The organism is Achromobacter insuavis (assembly GCF_902859645.1).
Lineage (GTDB): Bacteria > Pseudomonadota > Gammaproteobacteria > Burkholderiales > Burkholderiaceae_B > Achromobacter > Achromobacter insuavis.
Map to the genome: position 1 here is coordinate 26,537 of NZ_CADIJR010000052.1, position 18,999 is coordinate 45,535.

General features: G+C 68.2%; 16 protein-coding genes and 1 pseudogene. 8 read left to right on the forward strand and 9 right to left on the reverse strand.

All coding sequences use genetic code 11. The features are described 5' to 3' along the window. Nucleotides 1–14: 14 nt before the first annotated feature. Nucleotides 15–1,190: an ABC transporter substrate-binding protein gene (locus H0523_RS22305; RefSeq protein WP_054433183.1), complete on the forward strand. Its 1,176-nt coding sequence runs from the start codon at nt 15–17 to the stop codon at nt 1,188–1,190. Nucleotides 1,191–1,291: 101 nt separating this feature from the next. Here H0523_RS22305 and H0523_RS22310 read toward each other — a convergent pair whose 3' ends face one another. Next, nucleotides 1,292–1,654: a glyoxalase superfamily protein gene (locus H0523_RS22310; RefSeq protein ID WP_054433182.1), complete on the reverse strand. Its 363-nt coding sequence runs from the start codon at nt 1,652–1,654 to the stop codon at nt 1,292–1,294. Nucleotides 1,655–1,752: 98 nt separating this feature from the next. On the opposite strand from H0523_RS22310, the gene H0523_RS22315 reads away from it, so the two are divergent. Next, nucleotides 1,753–2,112: a hypothetical protein gene (locus H0523_RS22315; RefSeq protein ID WP_054433181.1), complete on the forward strand. Its 360-nt coding sequence runs from the start codon at nt 1,753–1,755 to the stop codon at nt 2,110–2,112. 113 nt (nt 2,113–2,225) lie between these two features. Here H0523_RS22315 and H0523_RS22320 read toward each other — a convergent pair whose 3' ends face one another. The 5 genes from H0523_RS22320 to H0523_RS22340 form a co-directional block, all read right to left on the reverse strand. Beyond that, on the reverse strand, nt 2,226–3,242 hold the full coding sequence (locus H0523_RS22320; RefSeq protein ID WP_054433180.1) for a Bug family tripartite tricarboxylate transporter substrate binding protein: 1,017 nt from the start codon (nt 3,240–3,242) through the stop codon (nt 2,226–2,228). A gap of 256 nt (nt 3,243–3,498) precedes the next feature. Then, the gene (locus tag H0523_RS22325) at nt 3,499–4,239 is read right to left on the reverse strand and encodes an amino acid ABC transporter ATP-binding protein (RefSeq protein ID WP_054433179.1); all 741 of its coding nucleotides are present in this window, start codon (nt 4,237–4,239) and stop codon (nt 3,499–3,501) included. A 60-nt stretch (nt 4,240–4,299) separates the two neighbouring features. Continuing rightward, nucleotides 4,300–5,403 (reverse strand): amino acid ABC transporter permease, encoded by a 1,104-nt coding sequence (locus H0523_RS22330; protein ID WP_054433178.1) that lies wholly within the window; start codon nt 5,401–5,403, stop codon nt 4,300–4,302. A 1-nt stretch (nt 5,404) separates the two neighbouring features. Next, complete coding sequence (locus H0523_RS22335) at nt 5,405–6,595, reverse strand: amino acid ABC transporter permease (RefSeq protein WP_054433177.1); 1,191 nt, start codon at nt 6,593–6,595, stop codon at nt 5,405–5,407. 126 nt (nt 6,596–6,721) lie between these two features. After that, nucleotides 6,722–7,738 carry an amino acid ABC transporter substrate-binding protein gene (locus H0523_RS22340; RefSeq protein WP_054433176.1) on the reverse strand — a complete coding sequence of 339 codons (1,017 nt, stop codon included), beginning with the start codon at nt 7,736–7,738 and terminating at the stop codon, nt 6,722–6,724. Between the two features lie 315 nt (nt 7,739–8,053). Between H0523_RS22340 and H0523_RS22345 the strand changes: the two genes are divergently transcribed. The 3 genes from H0523_RS22345 (at nt 8,054) to cheD (ending at nt 10,761) form a co-directional block, all read left to right on the forward strand. Next, nucleotides 8,054–8,767: a cell division ATP-binding protein FtsE gene (locus H0523_RS22345; protein ID WP_054433175.1), complete on the forward strand. Its 714-nt coding sequence runs from the start codon at nt 8,054–8,056 to the stop codon at nt 8,765–8,767. After that, nucleotides 8,764–9,672: a cell division protein FtsX gene (locus H0523_RS22350; RefSeq protein WP_054433174.1), complete on the forward strand. Its 909-nt coding sequence runs from the start codon at nt 8,764–8,766 to the stop codon at nt 9,670–9,672. Before H0523_RS22345 ends, H0523_RS22350 begins: the two co-directional genes overlap by 4 nt. Before the next feature lie 288 nt (nt 9,673–9,960). Next, nucleotides 9,961–10,761, forward strand: coding sequence for a chemoreceptor glutamine deamidase CheD (cheD, locus tag H0523_RS22355; protein WP_054433173.1), 801 nt, complete (start codon nt 9,961–9,963; stop codon nt 10,759–10,761). Between the two features lie 13 nt (nt 10,762–10,774). Here cheD and H0523_RS22360 read toward each other — a convergent pair whose 3' ends face one another. Next, on the reverse strand, nt 10,775–11,731 hold the full coding sequence (locus tag H0523_RS22360; protein WP_054433172.1) for a GlxA family transcriptional regulator: 957 nt from the start codon (nt 11,729–11,731) through the stop codon (nt 10,775–10,777). A 287-nt stretch (nt 11,732–12,018) separates the two neighbouring features. Between H0523_RS22360 and H0523_RS22365 the strand changes: the two genes are divergently transcribed. Continuing rightward, entirely contained in the window at nt 12,019–12,708 is a 690-nt protein-coding gene (locus H0523_RS22365; RefSeq protein ID WP_054433171.1) for a M24 family metallopeptidase, read from the forward strand. 19 nt (nt 12,709–12,727) lie between these two features. On the opposite strand, the gene H0523_RS22370 is transcribed toward H0523_RS22365, so the two are convergent. Next, on the reverse strand, nt 12,728–16,339 hold the full coding sequence (locus H0523_RS22370) for an indolepyruvate ferredoxin oxidoreductase family protein (RefSeq protein WP_054433170.1): 3,612 nt from the start codon (nt 16,337–16,339) through the stop codon (nt 12,728–12,730). A gap of 170 nt (nt 16,340–16,509) precedes the next feature. On the opposite strand from H0523_RS22370, the gene mutY reads away from it, so the two are divergent. Further along, the gene (mutY, locus tag H0523_RS22375) at nt 16,510–17,586 is read left to right on the forward strand and encodes an A/G-specific adenine glycosylase (protein ID WP_054433169.1); all 1,077 of its coding nucleotides are present in this window, start codon (nt 16,510–16,512) and stop codon (nt 17,584–17,586) included. 190 nt (nt 17,587–17,776) lie between these two features. Here mutY and H0523_RS22380 read toward each other — a convergent pair whose 3' ends face one another. Then, nucleotides 17,777–18,595, reverse strand: coding sequence for a helix-turn-helix transcriptional regulator (locus tag H0523_RS22380; RefSeq protein WP_054433168.1), 819 nt, complete (start codon nt 18,593–18,595; stop codon nt 17,777–17,779). 190 nt (nt 18,596–18,785) lie between these two features. On the opposite strand from H0523_RS22380, the pseudogene H0523_RS22385 reads away from it, so the two are divergent. Further along, nucleotides 18,786–18,999 (forward strand): annotated as a pseudogene (locus H0523_RS22385) (indoleacetamide hydrolase); the annotation flags it as partial.

An 18,999-nucleotide genomic window follows, 5' to 3' on the forward strand; every position in this document is an offset into this window, starting at 1 on the left:
AGGAGGAGACAACCATGACGACACGCATCACCCGCGGCGGCGCCGCGCTGCTGCTGGCACTGGCCGCCGGCGGCGTCCAGGCCCAGCAGAAACCCGTGGACATCGGTTTCATCGGCACGCTGTCCACGCCGGCCGGCTACATCGGCGAGGACGAGCGCGATGCTTTCATGCTGGCGGTCAAGGAAGGCGGCGGCAAGCTCGGCGGCGTGCCGGTCAACGTGCGCGTGGAGGACGACGCGCTCAAGCCGGCCAACGCCAAGCAGATCGCCGACAAGATGGTGCAGGGCGGCGTGCGCCTGTTCACCGGCGTGAACTTCTCCAACGTCATGGCGGCCGTCGGGCCGACGGTGCTCAACGCGGGCGGCTTCTACGTCAGCCTGAACGCCGGCCCCTCCAACTACGCCGGCAAGGCCTGCAACCCCAACTACTTCGCCGTCGCCTTCCAGAACGACTCGTACGCCGACACCGCCGGCATCGCCGCCAACGAGCTGGGCGCCAAGCGCGTCGTCGTCATGGCGCCGAACTACCAGGCCGGGCGCGACGCCGTCGCCGGCTTCAAGCGCACCTACAAGGGCGAGATCGCCGAGGAGATCTACACCAAGCTCGAACAGGCCGACTTCTCGGTCGAGCTGGCGCGCATCCGCTCGCTCAACCCGGACGCCATCTTCCAGTTCCATCCGGGCGGCGCCGGCATCAACCTGACCAAGCAGTACGCCAACTCCGGCCTGGCCGACAAGATCAAGATGATCACGCCCATCTACTCGATGGACGAACGCATGCTGGCCGCCACCGGCACCGCCGGCAAGGGCTTCTACCTGAGTTCGCTGTGGAGCGCGGACCTGGACAACGCGCAAAACAAGCACTTCGTCGAAGCCTTCACCAAGACCTACAACCGCGCGCCCACCGCCTATGCGGCGCAGGCCTACGACACCGCCAACCTGATCGCCTCGGGCCTGAAGGCCGTGAACGGCGACATCACCGGCAAGGCCGACGCGTTCCGCGACGCGCTGCGCCGCGCCGACTTCCCCAGCGTGCGCGGCAAGTTCAAGTTCGGTCCCAACCAGCATCCGGTGCAGGACTGGTATCTGCTGCACATCGAGGCCGGCGCGGACGGCAAGCTGGTCTACAAGAACCTCAAGGTCATCGCCCGCGACCACACCGATGTGCACGCGGCCGACTGCAAGATGTAGCCGCCGAGGACCTGACGCCGCGGATCCGCCAGGAACGCTGGAGCGGGCGCGGCGCTACCTGGGCATGTGAGCCGCGCGCCCGGGTAGCGCGGCTCGCGGACTCAGTCCTGCGATTCGCAGAACGTCAGGCGATTGCCGAACGGGTCGGTCACCCGCAGCAGCCGGCCCCAGGGCGCGTCCTCGACGCCCGGCCGCGCGTAGCCGTATTGCTTGCCGATCAGCTCGGCCTGGTAATCGTCAACGCCGGTGGTGCGCACGAAGATGGCCGCGCCCGGCGTGGCATCGCCATAGTGCTCGCTCAGGTGCAGCACCAGCTCGCCGCGATGCACCTGCGCGTACAGCGGCAGGCCCGGTTCGAAGCGATGTTCCCAGTCCCACTCGAAACCGAGGAAATCCAGGTAGAACTCGCGCGCCTTGTCGACCGAAAAGATGCGCAGGATGGGAATGGCGGGGGACAAATGCATGATCAGGCCTTAGTATGCGAGGGGTCGCGCGCGCCCATGAAAACGACGCGCCGCACACACGCCACGCGCACCAGCCAGCATAGACCAAAAAAGTTGCCATGCCCGACGCTCACGCCGCATCCTGGAAACACCTGCCCGCGCCGAAGAAGCGCGCCAAGCTGCCGTTCGACGCCGTCTACACGGCCGAGCAATACGCGCGGTTGCGCCAGGGGCGCATCCCCGCGGAGATGGAAGACAAGTGGTTCATCTATCTGGATGACGGCGTGCTGCGCTTTCATCGCAGCTGGACTGGCATCTGGATCTACGCGCTGCGGCTGGACGCGATGGACGGCCAATGGCGCGCGCATGACGCCTGGGTCAACCGCGAGGCCGACCAGTACGGCTGCACCGACCTGGAAACCGACCGCAAGCTGCTGGCGCGGCTGGTGGACGGCCTGCTGGCCGCCCCGCGCGGATAACCGCAAGACAGGAACAAAGCGCGAGGGCCGCGATCGCGGCCCCCGGCGGATGCCTCACCCGCTCGCGGCGGGCGGCATGCGGACGGGCGCGTTCCAGGCGGAACGCGCCAACCTCAGTTCAGGCTGGCGCCGGAGATCTTGACGATCTCCTGGTACTTGGCCTTTTCGTTCTTGACGAATTCGGCGAAGGCTTCGGGCGTCATCGGCCCCACTTCCGAACCCATCAGCAGCGAGCGCTGCTTCACGTCGGGCAGTTCCATCGCGTCGGCAAAGGCCTTGTGCAGCTTGGCCACCACCGGGGCGGGCGTGCCGCCCGTGGCGAACACGCCGAACCAGGTGCCCAGGTCAAAGCCCTTGATGCCGGACTCTTCCACGGTGGGCACATTGGCCAGCAGCGACGAGCGCTTGGCCGTGGTCACGGCCAGCGCCTTGACCTTGCCGTCCTTGATCAGCGGGGCGGACGCCGCCAGGTTGTCGAACATGAAGTCCGACTGGCCCGACAGCAGCGCCAGCTGCGCCGGCGCCGCGCCCTGGTAAGGAATGTGCTCGACGTTGATGCCGGCGCGCGCCTTGAGCAGTTCGCCGGACAGATGGCCGGCGCTGCCGTTGCCGCCCGAACCGTAGTTCAGCTTGCCCGGGTTCTTCTTGGCGTAGTCGATCAGGTCGGCCAGCGTCTCGATCTTGTTCTTGGCGGCGAACTCGACGTTCATGACCAGCACGTTCGGCACCGACGTCACGATGGTGATCGGCGCAAAGTCCTTCACCGGGTCATACGGCAGGTTGGCGAACAGCCAGGGGTTGATGGCGTGGGTGGCCACGGCGCCCATCACCAGCGTGTAGCCGTCGGCCGGGGCCTTGGCCACCAGGTCGGCGCCGATGTTGCCGCCGGCGCCCGAGCGGTTTTCCACGATCACGGGCTGGCCGAGCGAGCCGCGCACCTTCTCGGCCAGCATGCGGGCCATGGTGTCGAGCGGGCCGCCAGGCGGGTAAGGCACCACGAAGCGCAGCGGCTTGGTGGGGAAATCGGTAGCCTGGGCCAGCGCGGGCGCGCCGAAGGCCAGCGTGGCGGCCAGCGCCGCGGCGCCGCCCAGCAAGGCGCGGCGCAGGGCGCTGCGGGGGGTCGGTTTCATCTCGTTTGCTCCTCTCATTGCATCGATGGCGGTCGGTAGCATACCGCAGTGGCATGAACACCGTAACAAAGGGATACCGGGAAAAGCGGGTGCTTTTCCCGCGCCAGCCGTCGTCCCCGGGGGACCGGCGCGGCGGACGAGCCCCTTCCGCGCGCCTCGGGCATCCGGGCAGCCGCCGGGGTTCAAAAAGAAAAACCGCCTTCCAGGGAGGGCGGTTTTCCGGGTCTGGTCGCGGCGGGCCAGGGCCCGCCCGGCCTCAGTGCAGGATCTGGCTCAGGAACAGCTTGGTGCGCTCGTTCTGCGGGTGGTCGAAGAACTCGTCCGGGCTGTTCTGCTCGATGATCTCGCCGCGGTCCATGAAGATGACGCGGTTGGCGACCTTGCGCGCAAAGCCCATTTCGTGGGTCACGCACAGCATCGTCATGCCGCTTTCCTGGGCCAGGCTGACCATCACGTCCAGCACTTCCTTGACCATTTCCGGGTCCAGCGCCGAGGTCGGCTCATCGAACAGCATGATCTTGGGGCTCATGCACAGCGAACGGGCGATGGCCACGCGCTGCTGCTGGCCGCCCGAGAGCTGACCAGGGAATTTCTTGGCCTGGTCCGGGATGCGCACGCGCTCCAGGTATTTCATGGCCGTGGCCTCGGCTTCGGCGCGCGGTTTTTTCAGCACCCACATCGGGCCCAGCGTCAGGTTCTCCAGCACCGTCAGGTGCGGGAACAGGTTGAAGTGCTGGAACACCATGCCGACATCCTTGCGGATGGTCTCGATGTGCTTGAGGTCGTTGGTGAGCTCCGTGCCGTCCACGATGATGTGGCCTTTCTGGTGCTCTTCGAGCCGGTTGATGCAGCGGATCATGGTGGACTTGCCCGAGCCGGACGGCCCGCACACCACGATGCGCTCACCCGGCGCCACGTCCAGGTTGATGTTGCGCAGCACGTGGAACTGGCCGTACCACTTGTTCACGTCCTGCAGTCGAATGATGGCATCAGACATGCCTGTACTCCCGTAAATATCGCGTTGCGGGCCCGCCCGGGGCGGACCCGCGGCAAGGTTCTATCGTGCGTGACCGGTGGCCAGGCGTTTTTCCAGCGCCTGGCTGTATTTGGACATGGAGAAGCAGAAGACGAAGTAGATCAGCGAGATGAACAGATACGCCTCCACCCCGAATCCGCGCCATGCCGCGTCGGACAGGGCCGCCTTGGCCGCCAGCGTCAGGTCGAAGATGCCGATGATCACCACCAGCGACGTGTCCTTGAACAGCGCGATGAAGATGCTGACCAGCGGCGGGATCACGATCTTGAGCGCCTGCGGCAGGATGATCTTGCGCATCTGCTGCCAGTAGTTCAGGCCGAGCGAATCGGCGCCCTCGTACTGGCCCTTGGGGATCGCCTGCAGGCCGCCGCGCACCGTTTCGGCGATGTACGCGGCCGCGAACATGATGATCGCGATCTGCGCGCGCAGCAGCTTGTCGATGGAGAAGCCCTCCGGCAGGAACAGCGGCAGCATCACCGACGACATGAACAGCAGGCTGATCAGCGGCACGCCGCGGATCAGCTCGATGTACACGACGCACAGCGCCTTGATGGCCGGCATCTTCGAGCGCCGGCCCAGGGCCAGCAGCACGCCGATCGGGAAGGCGAAGGCGATGCCGAACGTCGACAGGATCAGCGTCAGCGGCAGGCCGCCCCAGCGCGCGTTCTCGACGTAGGTCAGGCCCAGCACGCCGCCCCACATCAGGATCGCCACGGCGGTCAGGCCGACGGTCCAGATGATGGCGAGCTTCCAGTTCCAGAAACGGCGGATGCCGCTGCACACGATCACCGCGACCAGGATGATGGTCGCGATCAGCGGCCGCCATTGCTCGTCGAACGGATAGGTGCCGAACAGGATCAGCCGGTGCTTCTCGATGATGAAGGCCCAGCAGGCCCCGCCCACCGAGGCGCGGCATTCCTGCGCGTTGGCGGCGGTGTAGTTAGCCTTGATGAAGGCCCATTCGACCAGCGCCGGCACCGACATCAACAGGAACCACGCCACCAGCACCGTGATCAGGATGTTCAGCGGCGAGGAGAACAGGCGCGAGCGCAGCCACGCCCACGCGCCGACATGGGTCTTGGGCGGCGGCAGCCCTTCGCTGGGGGTATGCGTAGTGCTGCTCATATCAACGCTCCACCAGCGCAATGCGCTTGTTGTACCAGTTCATGAAGATCGAGATCGACAGGCTGACCGTGAGGTACGCGCCCATGATGATGAGAATGCCCTCGATGGCCTGCCCGGTCTGGTTCAGCGTGGTGTTGACCACCGACACGATGTCCGGATAGCCGATGGCCACGGCCAGCGAGCTGTTCTTGGTGAGGTTGAGGAACTGGCTGGTCATCGGCGGGATGATCACGCGCAGCGCCTGCGGCAGCACCACCAGGCGCAGCACCTGCTTGCGGCGCAGGCCCAGGGCCCCGGCCGCTTCCCATTGGCCATTGTTGACCGCCTGGATGCCCGAGCGCACCACCTCGGCGATGAAGGCCGACGTGTAGATCACCAGGCCCGCCAGCAGCGCGGCGAACTCCGGCGACAGCGTCAGGCCGCCGCTGAAGTTGAAGCCCTTCAGTTCCGGCATGTCCAGCGTCAGCGAGGCGCCGCTGACCAGCCAGCCGATCACCGGCAGGCCGATCAACAGGCCGATGGCCGCGCGGCCCAGCGGGAACACCTGGCCGGTGGCTTCCTGGCGCTTCTTGCCCCAGTGGCCCAGGAACAGGATGGCGACGATGGCCAGGCCAAGGCCGGCCAGCATCCAGTCGAGCGAGTTGCCCTCCAGCGCCGGCACCTTGAGGCCGCGGTTGGAGATGAACACGCCCGGCAGCGGGTTGTGCGCCTGGCGCGGACCCGGCATGTTCTCGGTGATGAGCGCATACCAGAAGAACAGCTGCAGCAGCAGCGGCACGTTGCGCATCACTTCGACGTAGATCGACGTGATCTTGGCGACGAGCCAGTTCTTGGACAGCCGGCCCACGCCGATCAGCGTGCCGAGGATGGTCGCCAGCACGATGCCGAGCACGGCCACGCGCAGCGTGTTGAGCAGGCCCACCCAGATGGCGCGGCCATAGGTGTCGGCGGGGGTATAGGCGATGGGCGTTTCGCCGATGGCGAAGCCGGCCTCGCGTTGAAGGAAACCGAAGCCCGTGGCGATGTTGCGCACGGACAGGTTGTGAAGCGTGTTTGAAACCAGGAACCACACCGCCGTGGCAACGGCGGCCAGTGCTATCACTTGATAGACCACGGCGCGCACGCCGGGATCGTTCCAGTTCAGACGCCGGGGGGGTGCCGAAATCGGGGCGTTTTTATTGGGAGTCGTCATGAATGAATCTACAGAAGTCGGACACCGGGCGGCTGGGCCCGAAAGACCGCGCCGCCCACTCCTGCCGCCCGCTCGAAGGCGGGCTAGGCATGGCGCCGCGAGGGCGCCATGCCGGGCAGCCGTGTGTTAGCGCACCGGCCAGCCGTACATCAAGCCACCTTGCTTATAGCTGGCGTTCAGGCCGCGGTCCAGCTTCATCGCGCTGCTCTTGCCGAGCGTGGCTTCGAAGCTCTCGCCGTAGTTGCCGATCTGCTTGATGATGTTGTAGGCCCACTTGTCGTCCACGCCCAGGTTCTTGCCCATGCCCGGGGTCACGCCCAGGATGCGCTGGATGTTGGGGTTGGTGCTCTTGGTCATTTCATCGACGTTGGCCTTGGTGATGCCGTATTCCTCGGCTTCCAGCATCGCGTTCAGCGACCAGCGGACCACGTTGAACCATTGCTCGTCGCCCTGGCGCACCATGGGGCCCAGCGGCTCCTTGGAGAAGTCTTCCGGCAGGATGATGTACTTGTCCGGATTCTCCAGCGTGGTGCGGGTCGAGGCCAGCTGCGATTTGTCGGTCGTGAAGGCATCGCAACGGCCGGCCGAGAAGGCGCGGATGATTTCGTCGTACTTGTCGATCACGACCGGCTTGAATTCGATCTTCTGGCCACGGAACCAGTCGGCCAGGTTCAACTCGGTGGTGGTGCCGGGCTGCACGCAGATGGTGGCGCCGTTCAGTTCCTTGGCGCTCTTGACGTTCAGGTCCTTGGAGACCATGACGCCCTGGCTGTCGTAGTAGTTGACGCCCACGCCGATCAGGCCCAGCGTGGTGTCGCGGGTCAGCGTGACGGTGGTGTTGCGGGTCAGCACGTCCACTTCGCCCGATTGCAGGGCGGTGAAGCGCTGCTGCGTGTTCAGCGGCGTGACCTTGATCTTGGTGGCGTCGCCGAACATGGTGGCGGCGACGGCGCGGCACAGGTCCACGTCCAGGCCCTTGTATTCACCCTTGCTGTCCGCGATCGAGAAGCCCGGGATGCCGGTCGAAACGCCGCATTGGACAAACCCTTTCTTCTTGACGTTATCGAAGGTCGCACCCGCATTGGCAGCCGCGGACGCAGCGAACAGGGCGGTGCCAATGGCAGCGAGTTTCAGTACTTTCATCGTGATCTCCGTAGGGGTGTAGCGAAGCCGAACGCAAGGCCGGGTTGGGCTTTACGCATGGGGCGGATGGTAGCGTCCACAAAGCGGCCTCCGCATCCGGGAATTCCCTTGAAATATAGGGACACTGGATGAAATCAAACGGGGTTTTGCGATAAAAACGGGGACACATTTTCGTTCGAAAAAACGTGTCCAACCGGTCACTTTTGCGTGGGGCCGGCGGTCACATCAGGACACTTTTTCCCGCGCGCCCCTCTCGCGGTTTTAGGCCAGCTTACTGTCCCCGAGTTAATATTGCGGCTTCATCCGACAGCCGCCATGATCGAATTCCAGCACGTATTCAAATCGTATGGCCGCGGCCGCAATATCCTGGCCGACATCAACTTCCGCGTGAGCGCGGGAGAGTTCGTTTTCGTGTCGGGGCCATCCGGCGCCGGCAAGTCGACCCTGCTCAAGCTGATCGGGGGGCTCGAGCCCGCCAGCCGCGGCTCGATCCAGGTCAACGGCCAGCGGCTCGACAAGCTGCCGGCCCGCGCCCGGCCCTACCTGCGCCGCGCCGTCGGCGTGATCCTGCAGGACACGCACCTGCTGTTCGATCGCAGCGCGTTTGAAAACGTGATGCTGCCGCTGGCGGTCACCGGCCACCCCGGCGATTCGGCCGCCGCCCGCGCCCGCGCCGCGCTGGACAAGGTCGGCCTGTCGGGCAAGGAAGATCTCAACCCCATCGAGTTGTCGGGCGGCGAGCAGCAGCGCCTGGCGATCGCGCGCGCCATCGTCAACCGGCCCGCCATCCTGATCGCCGACGAACCCACCGCCAACCTCGACCACGACAACGCGCAGCGCATCATGAATGTGTTCCGCGACTTCAACCGCGTCGGCGTCACCACGCTGATCGCCTCGCACGACCAGGAACTCATGGCGCGCTACGCCACCCGCACCCTGCGCATCGACCCCGGCAAGTTCGCCGACTCGCACGGTCCCGCCACGCCCTCGGCCGACGCCGGCCACGGCAGCGCCGGAGAACCGGCATGAACGCCTGGCTGCGGCAGCATCGCTATGCGCTCATGGTCACCCTGCGCCGGCTGGTCAAGCAGCCGTTCTCCTCGCTCGCCAACCTGCTGGTGATGGCGCTGGCGCTGGCCCTGCCGCTGCTGGGCAGCGCCATCCTGGTGTCGGTGCAGCCAGTGGCGCGGCAGATGTCCGTCACCCCCGAGGTCACCGTCTTCCTGCGGGTCGACGCCCCCGCCGGCGCCGCCGCCGACATCGCCAGGCGCATCCAGGGCGAGTACGCCAACGACGTGCGCGCGGTGCGCGTGGTCGGCCGCGACGACGCCCTGGCCGACCTGCGCGCCAACCCCGCCTGGCAGCAGGCGCTGGCCGTGCTGCCCGGCAACCCCCTGCCCGACGCGGTGGTGGTGACCCTGGCCGAGGGCGAAGACCTGGCCGGCCGCGCCGACAAGCTGGCGCAGGCCTGGAAACAATGGAACCAGGTGGACCTGGTGCAACTGGACAGCGCCTGGGTGCAGCGGCTGGAGGCCATCCTGCGCTTCGCCCGCATCGGCCTGGGCTTCCTGGCCGCCTGCGTGGCGGTGGTGGTGCTGGCCACGGTCTTCAACACCGTGCGCATGCAGGCCCTGTCGCAGCGCGAGGAAATCGCGGTGGCGCGCCTGGTGGGCGCCACCGAATCGTTCGTACGGCGGCCGTTCCTGTACCTGGGCGCGCTGTCCGGCGCCCTGGCCTCGCTGCTGGCCATCGGCGTGGCGGCGGTGGCGCTGTCGCCGCTGAACAACGCCCTGCTCGGCCTGGCCCACAGCTACGGGGCGGAATTCGCCCTGCATTTGCCCGGCGCCCCCGTGCTGCTGACGGCCACCGTGGCCTCGGCCGCCCTGGGCGCGCTGTCGGCCCGCTGGTCCGTGACCCGCAGCACGCGCTTCTAAACCCGCGTATAGCCCCCCTTCTTCCCCGTGATCCGGGGAACGGCCCCGCCCGACCCTGGTTAGGATGGAAACACCGTCCCGCCATGGGTCGCGCGCGCCCTCGCTATCGGGGAAACGGCCATATGTATCAGGGACATAACAAAGTTGCGGTTACACAGGTTTTCCCCCTATTACGGGCCAGATGTGCAAGAATAAAGCGACATCTTTCCTCATATTTTGAAACGTTTACTGTCCTACCGAGCGCTGCCTTCGTGTCCCAATCGTTGTTCTTGCCCTTGATTCCGTTCCATGGTCGCCCGTCTTGAAGCCCGTGCGACGCGCCATTATTTCGATAGCGCGTTCCAGTCTCAGGCGGTGAAGGTACTCCCCAACGAGTACTACGTCACCGACGAAGACATCATGATCTCGACCGTGCTCGGGTCGTGCGTGGCTGCCTGCATCCACGATCCCGTCAACGGCGTGGGCGGCATGAATCACTTCATGCTGCCCGAGGGCGACATGCAGTCGCCCGCCTCGGCCACCATGCGCTATGGCGCCTTCGCCATGGAAGTCCTGATCAACGAGCTGCTCAAGGCCGGCGCGTCGCGCGAGCGCCTCGAGGCCAAGGTGTTCGGCGGCGGCGCGGTGCTCTCCGCCATGCAGCAGATGAACATCGGCGAGCGCAACGGCCAGTTCGTGCTCAACTACCTGCGCACGGAAGGCATTCCGGTCAAGGCGCAGGACCTGGGCGACGTGCACGCGCGCCGCATCAACTACTTCCCGCGCGATGGCCGCGTGATGGTCCGCAAGATGGCGCCGCACCACCAGCGCGCCGAAGAGATCATCGCCAAGCGCGAACAGGCCGCCGCCGAAAGCGTGCAGGCCAAGACCCACAGCCCGCCGCGGGTCGAACGCTTCGCGCGGCCCGGCGTGGAACGCTTTGACCGCCCCGCCGCCCGCCCCGGGGTGGAACGTTTCGATCGCCCCGGCGTCGAGCGTTTCGACCGGCCGGGGGTCGAGCGCTTCGACCGTCCCGCCACGCGTCCCGGCGTGGAACGCTTCGACACCGGCGTCACCCGCCGCCGCAAGCCGGAAACCGCGGGCGGCTGAATCCGCCGCCGCGTCAGCAGCCGAAACTGGCGCGGTACTGGCTGGGCGACACGCCCAGCCGCCGCTGGAACACCTCGCGCAGGTGCCGCGCATCGCGAAAGCCGCAATCAAACGCCACGGTCTTGAGCGGCGCCGACGCGCGCTCCAGCCGCGCGCGGGCCGCGTCCACCCGCGCGCTCTCGACGAAATCCGCCGGCGTGACGCCGGCATCCCGCAGGAACACCCGCGAGAAATTGCGGCGGCTCATGTTGGCCACCGCCGCCAGCGCGTCCACGCCCAGGTCGTCGGCCAGGTGCCCCAGCACGTACTGCTGCACCTGCGCCACCGCCGAGGTCTCCTCGACGAAGGGCGTCAGGAACGGGCTGAACTGCGACTGCCCGCCGGCGCGCTGCATGAACACCACCAGCCGCTTGGCCACGTTCAGCGCCACCTCCGGCCCGTGGTCCTGCGCCACCAGGTACAGGGCCAGGTCGATGCCGGCCGTCACCCCCGCCGACGTGTGCAAGCGGCCATCCTGCGCGTACAGGCGGTCGGTCTCGACCCGCAGGTCCGGATAGCGCGCCGCCAGCGCCGGCGCATCGTTCCAGTGGGTGGTGACCATGGCGCCCGCGGGCAGGCCGGCGCGCGCCAGCAGGAAGACGCCGTTGCAGATCGACCCATAGCGCTCGGCCCGCGCGCAGGCCGCGCGCAGCCAGGCCAGCGCCTCGTCCGATTCCCGCGCCGCCGGCAGGCCCGGGCCGCCGGCGGCCAGCAGCAGGTCGGGCGCGTCCGCGACGTCGGCGTAATGGCGCTGCGGCGTCAGCAGCATGCCGTTGGAACAGGGCACCGCGCCGCGCGTCAGGCCGATCAGCTCCATCCGGTACTGCCGGGCCGGCAGCAGGAAGCGGTTGGCCTCGGCGAACACGTCCAGCGGTCCGCTGACGTCCAGCGACTGCACGCCGGGAAAGACGAGGATGGCGACGGATTTCATGGGATCGGGAAGGCGAAAGGGGGAACGCCGCGCGGTACGCCACGGACAACGCGGCAACGGCGCCGCGACACGCTACCTTAGCCCAAGCCCTTGGGCGCGCGGCCCGCCGCCGCCGGGCCTGGCCGTAAACCGTGCCATGGCGGCCGCCATCCGCCGCCGCCCCGGGCCCTGGCCGCCGGACGCGCCATCCTGGCCTCAATCCGCCCCACGCGGCGCTGGTCCGCCACGGCGCGCGCGCCGACACTGCCTGCATCGCCCTCCGGGCTCGCCACGCAAGGAAACGCATCATGCAAACACCCTCCTCCGACCCCAGCGAACGCGTCGGTCCCGCCTTCTCCGTGGACGGCATGCTGCTGGCCCGCAACAAGACGCGCCAGGCCATCGAGGACATCGCCGCCCGCATCCGCCCCGGCATGATCGAGGAAGACGCCGTCGCCCTGGCCAAGCAGACGTTGATCGACGCCGGCCTGGCGCTCAGCTGGCACCCCACCCGCGTGCGCTTCGGCGCCAACACCATGAAGGCGATGCGCCAGGCGTCCACGCCCGGCGTGGCGCTGGGCGAACACGACATCTTCTTTCTCGATATCGCGCCGCGGCTGGACGCCTGGGAAGGCGACGGCGGCAAGAGCTACGTGGTGGGCGACGACGCCGGGCAGGCGCGCTGCGCGCGCGACGCCGAGGCGCTGTTCCATGATGTGCGCGGCGTCTGGCTGCGCGAGCGGTTGAGCGGGCAGGCGCTGTACGCCTACGCCGACCGCCAGGCGCGCGCCATGGGCTGGGAACTGAATTTCGACCTGCCCGGCCACCGCGTGTCCGACTTCCCGCACGCGGCGATCCACACCGGCTCGCTGGCCGACCTGGCGATCAGCCCCTCGGAGATGCGCTGGATCCTGGAGATCCACCTGCGCGACCCGCAGGGCCGCTACGGCGCGTTCTTCGAGGACATGCTGCTGGACGACGCGCACTATCCGGCCTAGCCGCACGCGTCGCCGCCCTTCACGCCGCCCGCGCGCCCCCGATCGACACCACGTTGGCGGTGAAGTCCTTGAGCAGGGCCTCGCGCCGCGCGGCGGCCTTTTCCATGGCCGCCTCCTTCACGTGGCCGTAGCCGCGGATCTCCTCCGGCACGCTGGCCAGCGCCACCGCGCGGTCGAGGTTGCCGCGGTTGAGCTTGGACAGGATCGCCGTCAGCGTCTCGCGGTATTCACGCGCCAGCTCGCGCTCGGCGCGACGCTCGCGGGTATAGCCGAACGGGTCGAAGCGCGTGCCGCGCAGGCGCTTCATGCGCGCCAGCAGGCGGAACACCCGCAACATGCCCGGGCCATAGGCCTTCTTGACCAGATGGCCGTCAGGGCCGCGGCGCGCGAACAGCGGCGGGGCCAGGTGGAAGCGCAGCTTCCAGTCGCCCTCGAACTGCTCGCCGATGCGCTTGAGGAACGCGCCATCGGTGTACAGCCGCGCCACTTCGTATTCGTCCTTGTAGGCCAGCAGCTTGAAGTAGTAGCGCGCCACCGCCAGCGCCAGGCGCTGGGTACCGGTGGCCTCGTGCTCGGCATGCGCCACCTTGTCCACCAGCTCGGCGTACTGCTGCGCATAAGCGGCGTCCTGGTACTGCGTCAGGAACGCGCGGCGCGTTTCGACCAGGCGTTCCAGCTCGCCGGCCGGCTTCTTCAGTTCCACCACCGGACTGGCCGCGCGCGGACGGCGGATCTCGATGATGTCGTCCGGATGCGCCGGCGCGCCGCCGTTGGCCAGCAGGCGCGTGACGCCGGCCAGGTCGTGGGCCGCGCGGCGGCCCCAGGCGAAGGCGGCCAGGTTGTTGGGCACCTGCTGGCCGTTCAGCTCGATGGCGCGCAGCAAGGACTCGCGCGACAGCGGCAGCCAGCCCTTCTGGTAGGCATAGCCCATCATCAGCGGGTTGGAGTAGATGGCGTCGCCCAGCAGGCCCACGGCCAGCGCCGACGCGTCCACCGTGTGCAGGTTGTCCTTGCCGCAGGCGGCCTGCAGGTCCGCCGTCAGGTTGGCGCCCGGCAGCGTCCAGTCGGGATTGGTCACGAACGCCGCGGTGGGCGCGGTGTCGCTGTTGAGCAGCGCGCGCGAGCGGCCCGGGCGCAGCCGCGCCATGGCGTCGGCGCTGGTCGCCACCACCAGGTCGCCGGCCAGCATCAGGTCGGCCTCGCCCATCGCCACGCGCGTATTCATCAAATGGTCCGGCGTCTGCGCCAGCACCACGTGCGAATACACCGCGCCGCCCTTCTGCGCCAGGCCGGCCATGTCCAGCACCGAACAGCCCTTGCCTTCCAGGTGCGCGGCCATGCCCAGCAGCTGGCCGATGGTGACCACGCCGGTGCCGCCGACGCCGGCGATGAACACGCCATAGGCTTGCGCCAGGCCCGGCAATGCCGGTTGCGGCACCTCGTCGTCGACCGCGCCTTCCGGCGCCAGCGCGCGCGGCTTGCGCAGCTTGCCGCCTTCCACCGTGACGAAGCTGGGGCAGAAGCCCTTCAGACAGGAGAAGTCTTTGTTGCAGCTGGACTGGTTGATGGCGCGCTTGCGGCCGAACTCGGTCTCCAGCGGCTCCACCGACAGGCAGTGCGATTTCTGCGAACAGTCGCCACAGCCTTCGCACACGCGCTCGTTGATGACCACGCGCCGCGCCGGATCGGGATAGGCGCCGCGCTTGCGGCGGCGGCGCTTCTCGGTGGCACAGGTCTGGTCATAGATCAGCACCGACACGCCGGGGTGTTCGCGCAATTCGCGCATCACCGCGTCCAGCTCGTCGCGGTGTTTCACCGGCACGCCCGGCGCCATGCCGGCCATGCCCTGGTACTTTTCCGGCTCGTCGGTCACCACCACGATCTTGTCGATGCCCTCGGCCGCCACCTGGCGGCTGATCATCGGCACGCTGATGGGGCCATCCACCGGCTGCCCGCCGGTCATGGCCACCGCGTCGTTGAACAGGATCTTGTAGGTGATCGGCGCCTTGGCCGCCACCGCCGCGCGGATCGCCAGCAGGCCCGAATGGAAGTAGGTGCCGTCGCCGAGGTTGGCGAACACGTGCTTCTCTTCGGTGAACGGCGCCTGCCCCAGCCACGGCACGCCCTCGCCGCCCATCTGCGTGTAGACCTGGGTATTGCGGCCCATCCAGGTCACCATGTAGTGGCAGCCGATGCCGGCCATGCCGCGCGAGCCGTCCGGCACCCGCGTCGAGGTATTGTGCGGACAGCCCGAACAGAACCACGGCTTGCGGTCCTCCACCACGCGCGGCCGCGCCAGCGCCTGTTCGCGGCCGGCAATGAAGGCCAGCCGCGCCTCGATGCCGGCGCGCACGTCGGCCGGCAGCTCGAAGCGCAGCAGGCGCGCGGCGATGGCCTTGGCCACCATCGCCGGCGAAAACTCGTAGTGCGCCGGCAGCAGCCAGTTGCCCTGCGGCACCGACCACTCGCCGCCGTCCTTGTCGTCGAACTTGCCGACCACGCGCGGGATCTTCTTGCCGCTGCCGATCCAGCTGAACAGTTCTTCCTTCAACTGGTATTCCAGCACCTGGCGCTTTTCCTCGACCACCAGGATCTCGTCCAGGCCGTCGGCGAATTGCGCCATGCCGGTGGATTCCAGCGGCCACACCATGCCGACCTTGAACAGCCGCAGGCCGATGCGCTGGCACACCGCCTCGCTCAGCCCCAGGTCGGACAGCGCCTGGCGCGTGTCCAGGTAGGCCTTGCCCGAGGTCATGATGCCGAAGCGCGCGTCGCGCGCCGGCACCTGCCACAGCTCGCGGTTCAGATTGTTGGCGCGGGCGTAGGCCAGCGCCGCGTACAGCTTGTAGTCCAGTAGCCGCGCTTCCTGCTGCAGGGGCGTGTCCGGGATGCGGATGTTCAGGCCGTCCGGCGGCAGCTGGAAATCCCCGGGCAGCACGATCCGCACGCGGTACGGATCCACGTCCACCGAGGCCGACACCTCGACGATGTCGGTGATGCATTTCATGCCGACCCAGACCCCGGCGTAGCGGCTCATGGCCCAGCCGTGCAGGCCGTAGTCCAGCACCTCCTGCACGCTCGACGGGAACAGCGCCGGGATCATGCAGGCCTTGAGGATGTGATCGCTCTGGTGCGGCAGCGTCGACGACTTGGCCGGGTGATCGTCGCCGGCCACCACCAGCACGCCGCCGTGCGGCGAGGTGCCGGCGGCGTTGGCGTGCTTGAACACGTCGCCGCAGCGGTCCACGCCCGGCCCCTTGCCGTACCACATGCCGAACACGCCGTCGTATTTGGCGCCCGGGAACAGGTTGACCTGCTGCGTGCCCCACACCGCGGTGGCCGCCAGGTCCTCGTTGATGCCCGGCTGGAACTCGACGTGGTGCGCCTTCAGGTACTTGGCCGCCTTCCACATGTTCTGGTCGACCCCGCCCAGCGGCGAGCCCCGGTAGCCCGACACGAACCCGGCCGTGTTCAGCCCCGCGCGCAGGTCGCGCAGCCGCTGCATCATCGGCAGGCGCACCAGGGCGTGGATGCCGCTCATCCAGGCGCGGCCACTTTCGAGGGTGTATTTGTCGTCCAGCTGGACGGATTCGAGCGCCGCGCGCAGCGCGGGCGTGAGGGGGGCATTCATGTCTACTCCGAGGGTCGTGGAACGCCCGCGGCAGCCAACGCACCACGCCCTCTTGAAGCGCATGCGGGCAAGCGGCGGGAGGTGAATTCCGGGCGCTCGATGCGCCTCTGTCCTACGGTTGTAACCGCTCGCCCCACCCCCGGCAATAGGGCGATGCGATAATTGCGGGCATGGACTTCGCCCCTCGCATCGTCGCCTGGCAACGCCAGCACGGCCGCCACGATCTACCCTGGCAAAACACCCGGGATCCCTACCGCATCTGGCTCTCGGAGATCATGCTGCAGCAGACGCAGGTGGCCACCGTGATCCCCTACTACGAACGCTTCCTGCAGCGCTTCCCCGACGTCGCGGCGCTGGCCGCCGCCGCCCAGGAAGACGTGATGCCCTACTGGGCCGGCCTGGGCTACTACGCCCGCGCCCGCAACCTGCACCGCTGCGCCCAGGAAATCGCGCGCGACTGGAACGGCCGCTTCCCGCCCACCGCCGAAGCCATCGCCACCCTGCCCGGCATCGGCCGCTCGACCGCCGCCGCCATCGCCGCCTTCGCCTACGGCGAGCGCTCGCCCATTCTCGACGGCAACGTCAAGCGCGTCTTCACCCGCCAATTCGGCATCGCCGGCGACCCCGCCAAGCGCGAGATCGAACAACGCCTGTGGGCCCTGGCCGACGCCAACGTCGACGCCGCCCCCGGCCTGGACATGGCCGCCTACACCCAGGGCCTGATGGACCTGGGCGCCACCCTCTGCACGCGCGGCAAGCCGGCCTGTGAGCGCTGCCCGGTCGCCGATACCTGTGTCGCCAAGCGCGACGGCCGCCAGGCTGAGCTGCCCACGCCCAAGGCGCGCAAGGCGATTCCGGAACGCGAGACCGCCATGCTGGTGCTGCAGCACCAGGGCGCCTTCCTGCTGCAGCAGCGCCCCGAACCCGGTATCTGGGGCGGCCTCTGGAGCCTGCCCGAATTCGACGCCGCCGGCGACCCCCTGGCCGCCTCCCGCGCCCTAGGCCTGGACCCCGAACAGCGCTTCGAACTCGCCGCCTTCGCCCACACCTTCACCCACTACCGCCTGCACATCCGCCCCTGGTACGTGCCCGTGCGCAGCGCCTCGCTGCGCCAGCCCACGCAACCCGAGCGCTGGATCACCCAGGCCGAACTCCCCGACACCGCCCTGCCCGCCCCCGTAAAGAAACTCCTGCTGGGCCTGATCGAAGCCGGCCTCCCCGGCGACCTGCTGGTCAACAGCAAGTAGCGCCCTCCGACCGCCCCCCCGCGCGCAGCGTCACCGCCCCGACGCCAGACACCCAAACGCCAAAGAAGGCCGCCCGCGCGGCCGTCTTTGGCGACCCCGCAAGCCCCTTCCCACCCCAAAGATTGCTGGCAAAAACGCCAAGCAAACCGCCCGCCCCAACATCCGCTGCTAAGTCACTCGCGCCTAAAGATCACTCCTCCCCCAGCAACATCACCAGCTTCAGATCCAAATGCGTCGCCAGGCGAAAGGTGATCTGCTGATAGGCCAACGTGCCACGGCGCGGGTGCTGGAACTCGCGCAAACCGCCTTCGCGCTCCACCACCGCGTGCCGCGTCCACCAATGGGCGAATACGGCGCTCTGCCGGTTCAGGGCGTCGATCAGCGCCAGCACCGCCGGCTCATCCAGATGCGCCCCCGCATCCGCCCGGAACTCGGCCACCACGCGCCGCGCCCGCTGCTCCCAGTCCACCACCAGCTCGCGCGCCGCCGGATCCAGGAAGATGTAGCGCAGCAGGTTGGGCTCCGGATCCCGGGCCGGCCAGTCGTCGAACAGATCCCGCAGCGGCTCATTACAGGCCAGCACGTTCCAGGCCCGGTCCAGCACGTAGGCCGGCGCGGTGATCGCATCCACGCACTCACGCAACGACCCCGGCGCCCCCATCGCATCGTCGCGCGCATGCTGCGGGTCGGCGCAATCGGCCAGGTCGAACAGATAGGCCCGCTCGGCCCGCGCCAGCTGCAGCACCCCCGCGATGCGCGACCACACCGACGGCGACACCGACACCTCGCGTCCCTGCTCGATCCAGGTGTACCAGGTGACGCTGATGCCGCACAGCTGCGCCACCTCTTCGCGCCGCAGCCCCGGCGTGCGGCGCCGCATGCCTTCGGGCAGGCCGGCCATCTGCGGGGTGATGCGCGAGCGGGCGCTGCGCACGAACTCGCCCAGCGCCTGGCGGCGCAGGCGGGAGCCTTCGTGACCGGCGGCGCCGGCCTGGGGGGAAGTGTTCATACCAGGATAAGCGGGGGACTTGTACGTGTATAAGTGCCGTCTATGTTAGCGCCTGCGGCGGCGCCGCGGGACGGCTCCAGCCACGGGCCGGAGCGCCCGCTCGACGCGCCGTGCTCGACAGCGCCACGGTCGAACAGGTATAGATCGGGATCGAACCGACAAAATGGCAGCCACAAGGAGACAACACGCCATGCCCACCCCCCGGACGCCCCCGACCTGCCCGACCGTGACCGAAGCCGCGACGCTGTTTCGCGAGGGCCGCGTCACCAGTGAAGCCCTGACCCGCAGCTGCCTGGACCGCATCGCGTCCCGCCAGGACCTCAACGCCTTCATCACCGTCGACGCCGACGGCGCGCTGGCCCAGGCGCGGGCCGCCGATGCCGCGCGCGCCGCGGGCCGCGCCG

Bases quoted from the DNA above. Each gene is read 5' to 3' on its own strand.
- H0523_RS22305 (WP_054433183.1), top strand. From the start codon at position 15: ATGACGACACGCATCACCCGCGGCGGCGCCGCGCTGCTGCTGGCACTG.
- H0523_RS22310 (WP_054433182.1), bottom strand. From the start codon at position 1,654: ATGCATTTGTCCCCCGCCATTCCCATCCTGCGCATCTTTTCGGTCGAC.
- H0523_RS22315 (WP_054433181.1), top strand. From the start codon at position 1,753: ATGCCCGACGCTCACGCCGCATCCTGGAAACACCTGCCCGCGCCGAAG.
- H0523_RS22320 (WP_054433180.1), bottom strand. From the start codon at position 3,242: ATGAAACCGACCCCCCGCAGCGCCCTGCGCCGCGCCTTGCTGGGCGGC.
- H0523_RS22325 (WP_054433179.1), bottom strand. From the start codon at position 4,239: ATGTCTGATGCCATCATTCGACTGCAGGACGTGAACAAGTGGTACGGC.
- H0523_RS22330 (WP_054433178.1), bottom strand. From the start codon at position 5,403: ATGAGCAGCACTACGCATACCCCCAGCGAAGGGCTGCCGCCGCCCAAG.
- H0523_RS22335 (WP_054433177.1), bottom strand. From the start codon at position 6,595: ATGACGACTCCCAATAAAAACGCCCCGATTTCGGCACCCCCCCGGCGT.
- H0523_RS22340 (WP_054433176.1), bottom strand. From the start codon at position 7,738: ATGAAAGTACTGAAACTCGCTGCCATTGGCACCGCCCTGTTCGCTGCG.
- H0523_RS22345 (WP_054433175.1), top strand. From the start codon at position 8,054: ATGATCGAATTCCAGCACGTATTCAAATCGTATGGCCGCGGCCGCAAT.
- H0523_RS22350 (WP_054433174.1), top strand. From the start codon at position 8,764: ATGAACGCCTGGCTGCGGCAGCATCGCTATGCGCTCATGGTCACCCTG.
- cheD (WP_054433173.1), top strand. From the start codon at position 9,961: ATGGTCGCCCGTCTTGAAGCCCGTGCGACGCGCCATTATTTCGATAGC.
- H0523_RS22360 (WP_054433172.1), bottom strand. From the start codon at position 11,731: ATGAAATCCGTCGCCATCCTCGTCTTTCCCGGCGTGCAGTCGCTGGAC.
- H0523_RS22365 (WP_054433171.1), top strand. From the start codon at position 12,019: ATGCAAACACCCTCCTCCGACCCCAGCGAACGCGTCGGTCCCGCCTTC.
- H0523_RS22370 (WP_054433170.1), bottom strand. From the start codon at position 16,339: ATGAATGCCCCCCTCACGCCCGCGCTGCGCGCGGCGCTCGAATCCGTC.
- mutY (WP_054433169.1), top strand. From the start codon at position 16,510: ATGGACTTCGCCCCTCGCATCGTCGCCTGGCAACGCCAGCACGGCCGC.
- H0523_RS22380 (WP_054433168.1), bottom strand. From the start codon at position 18,595: ATGAACACTTCCCCCCAGGCCGGCGCCGCCGGTCACGAAGGCTCCCGC.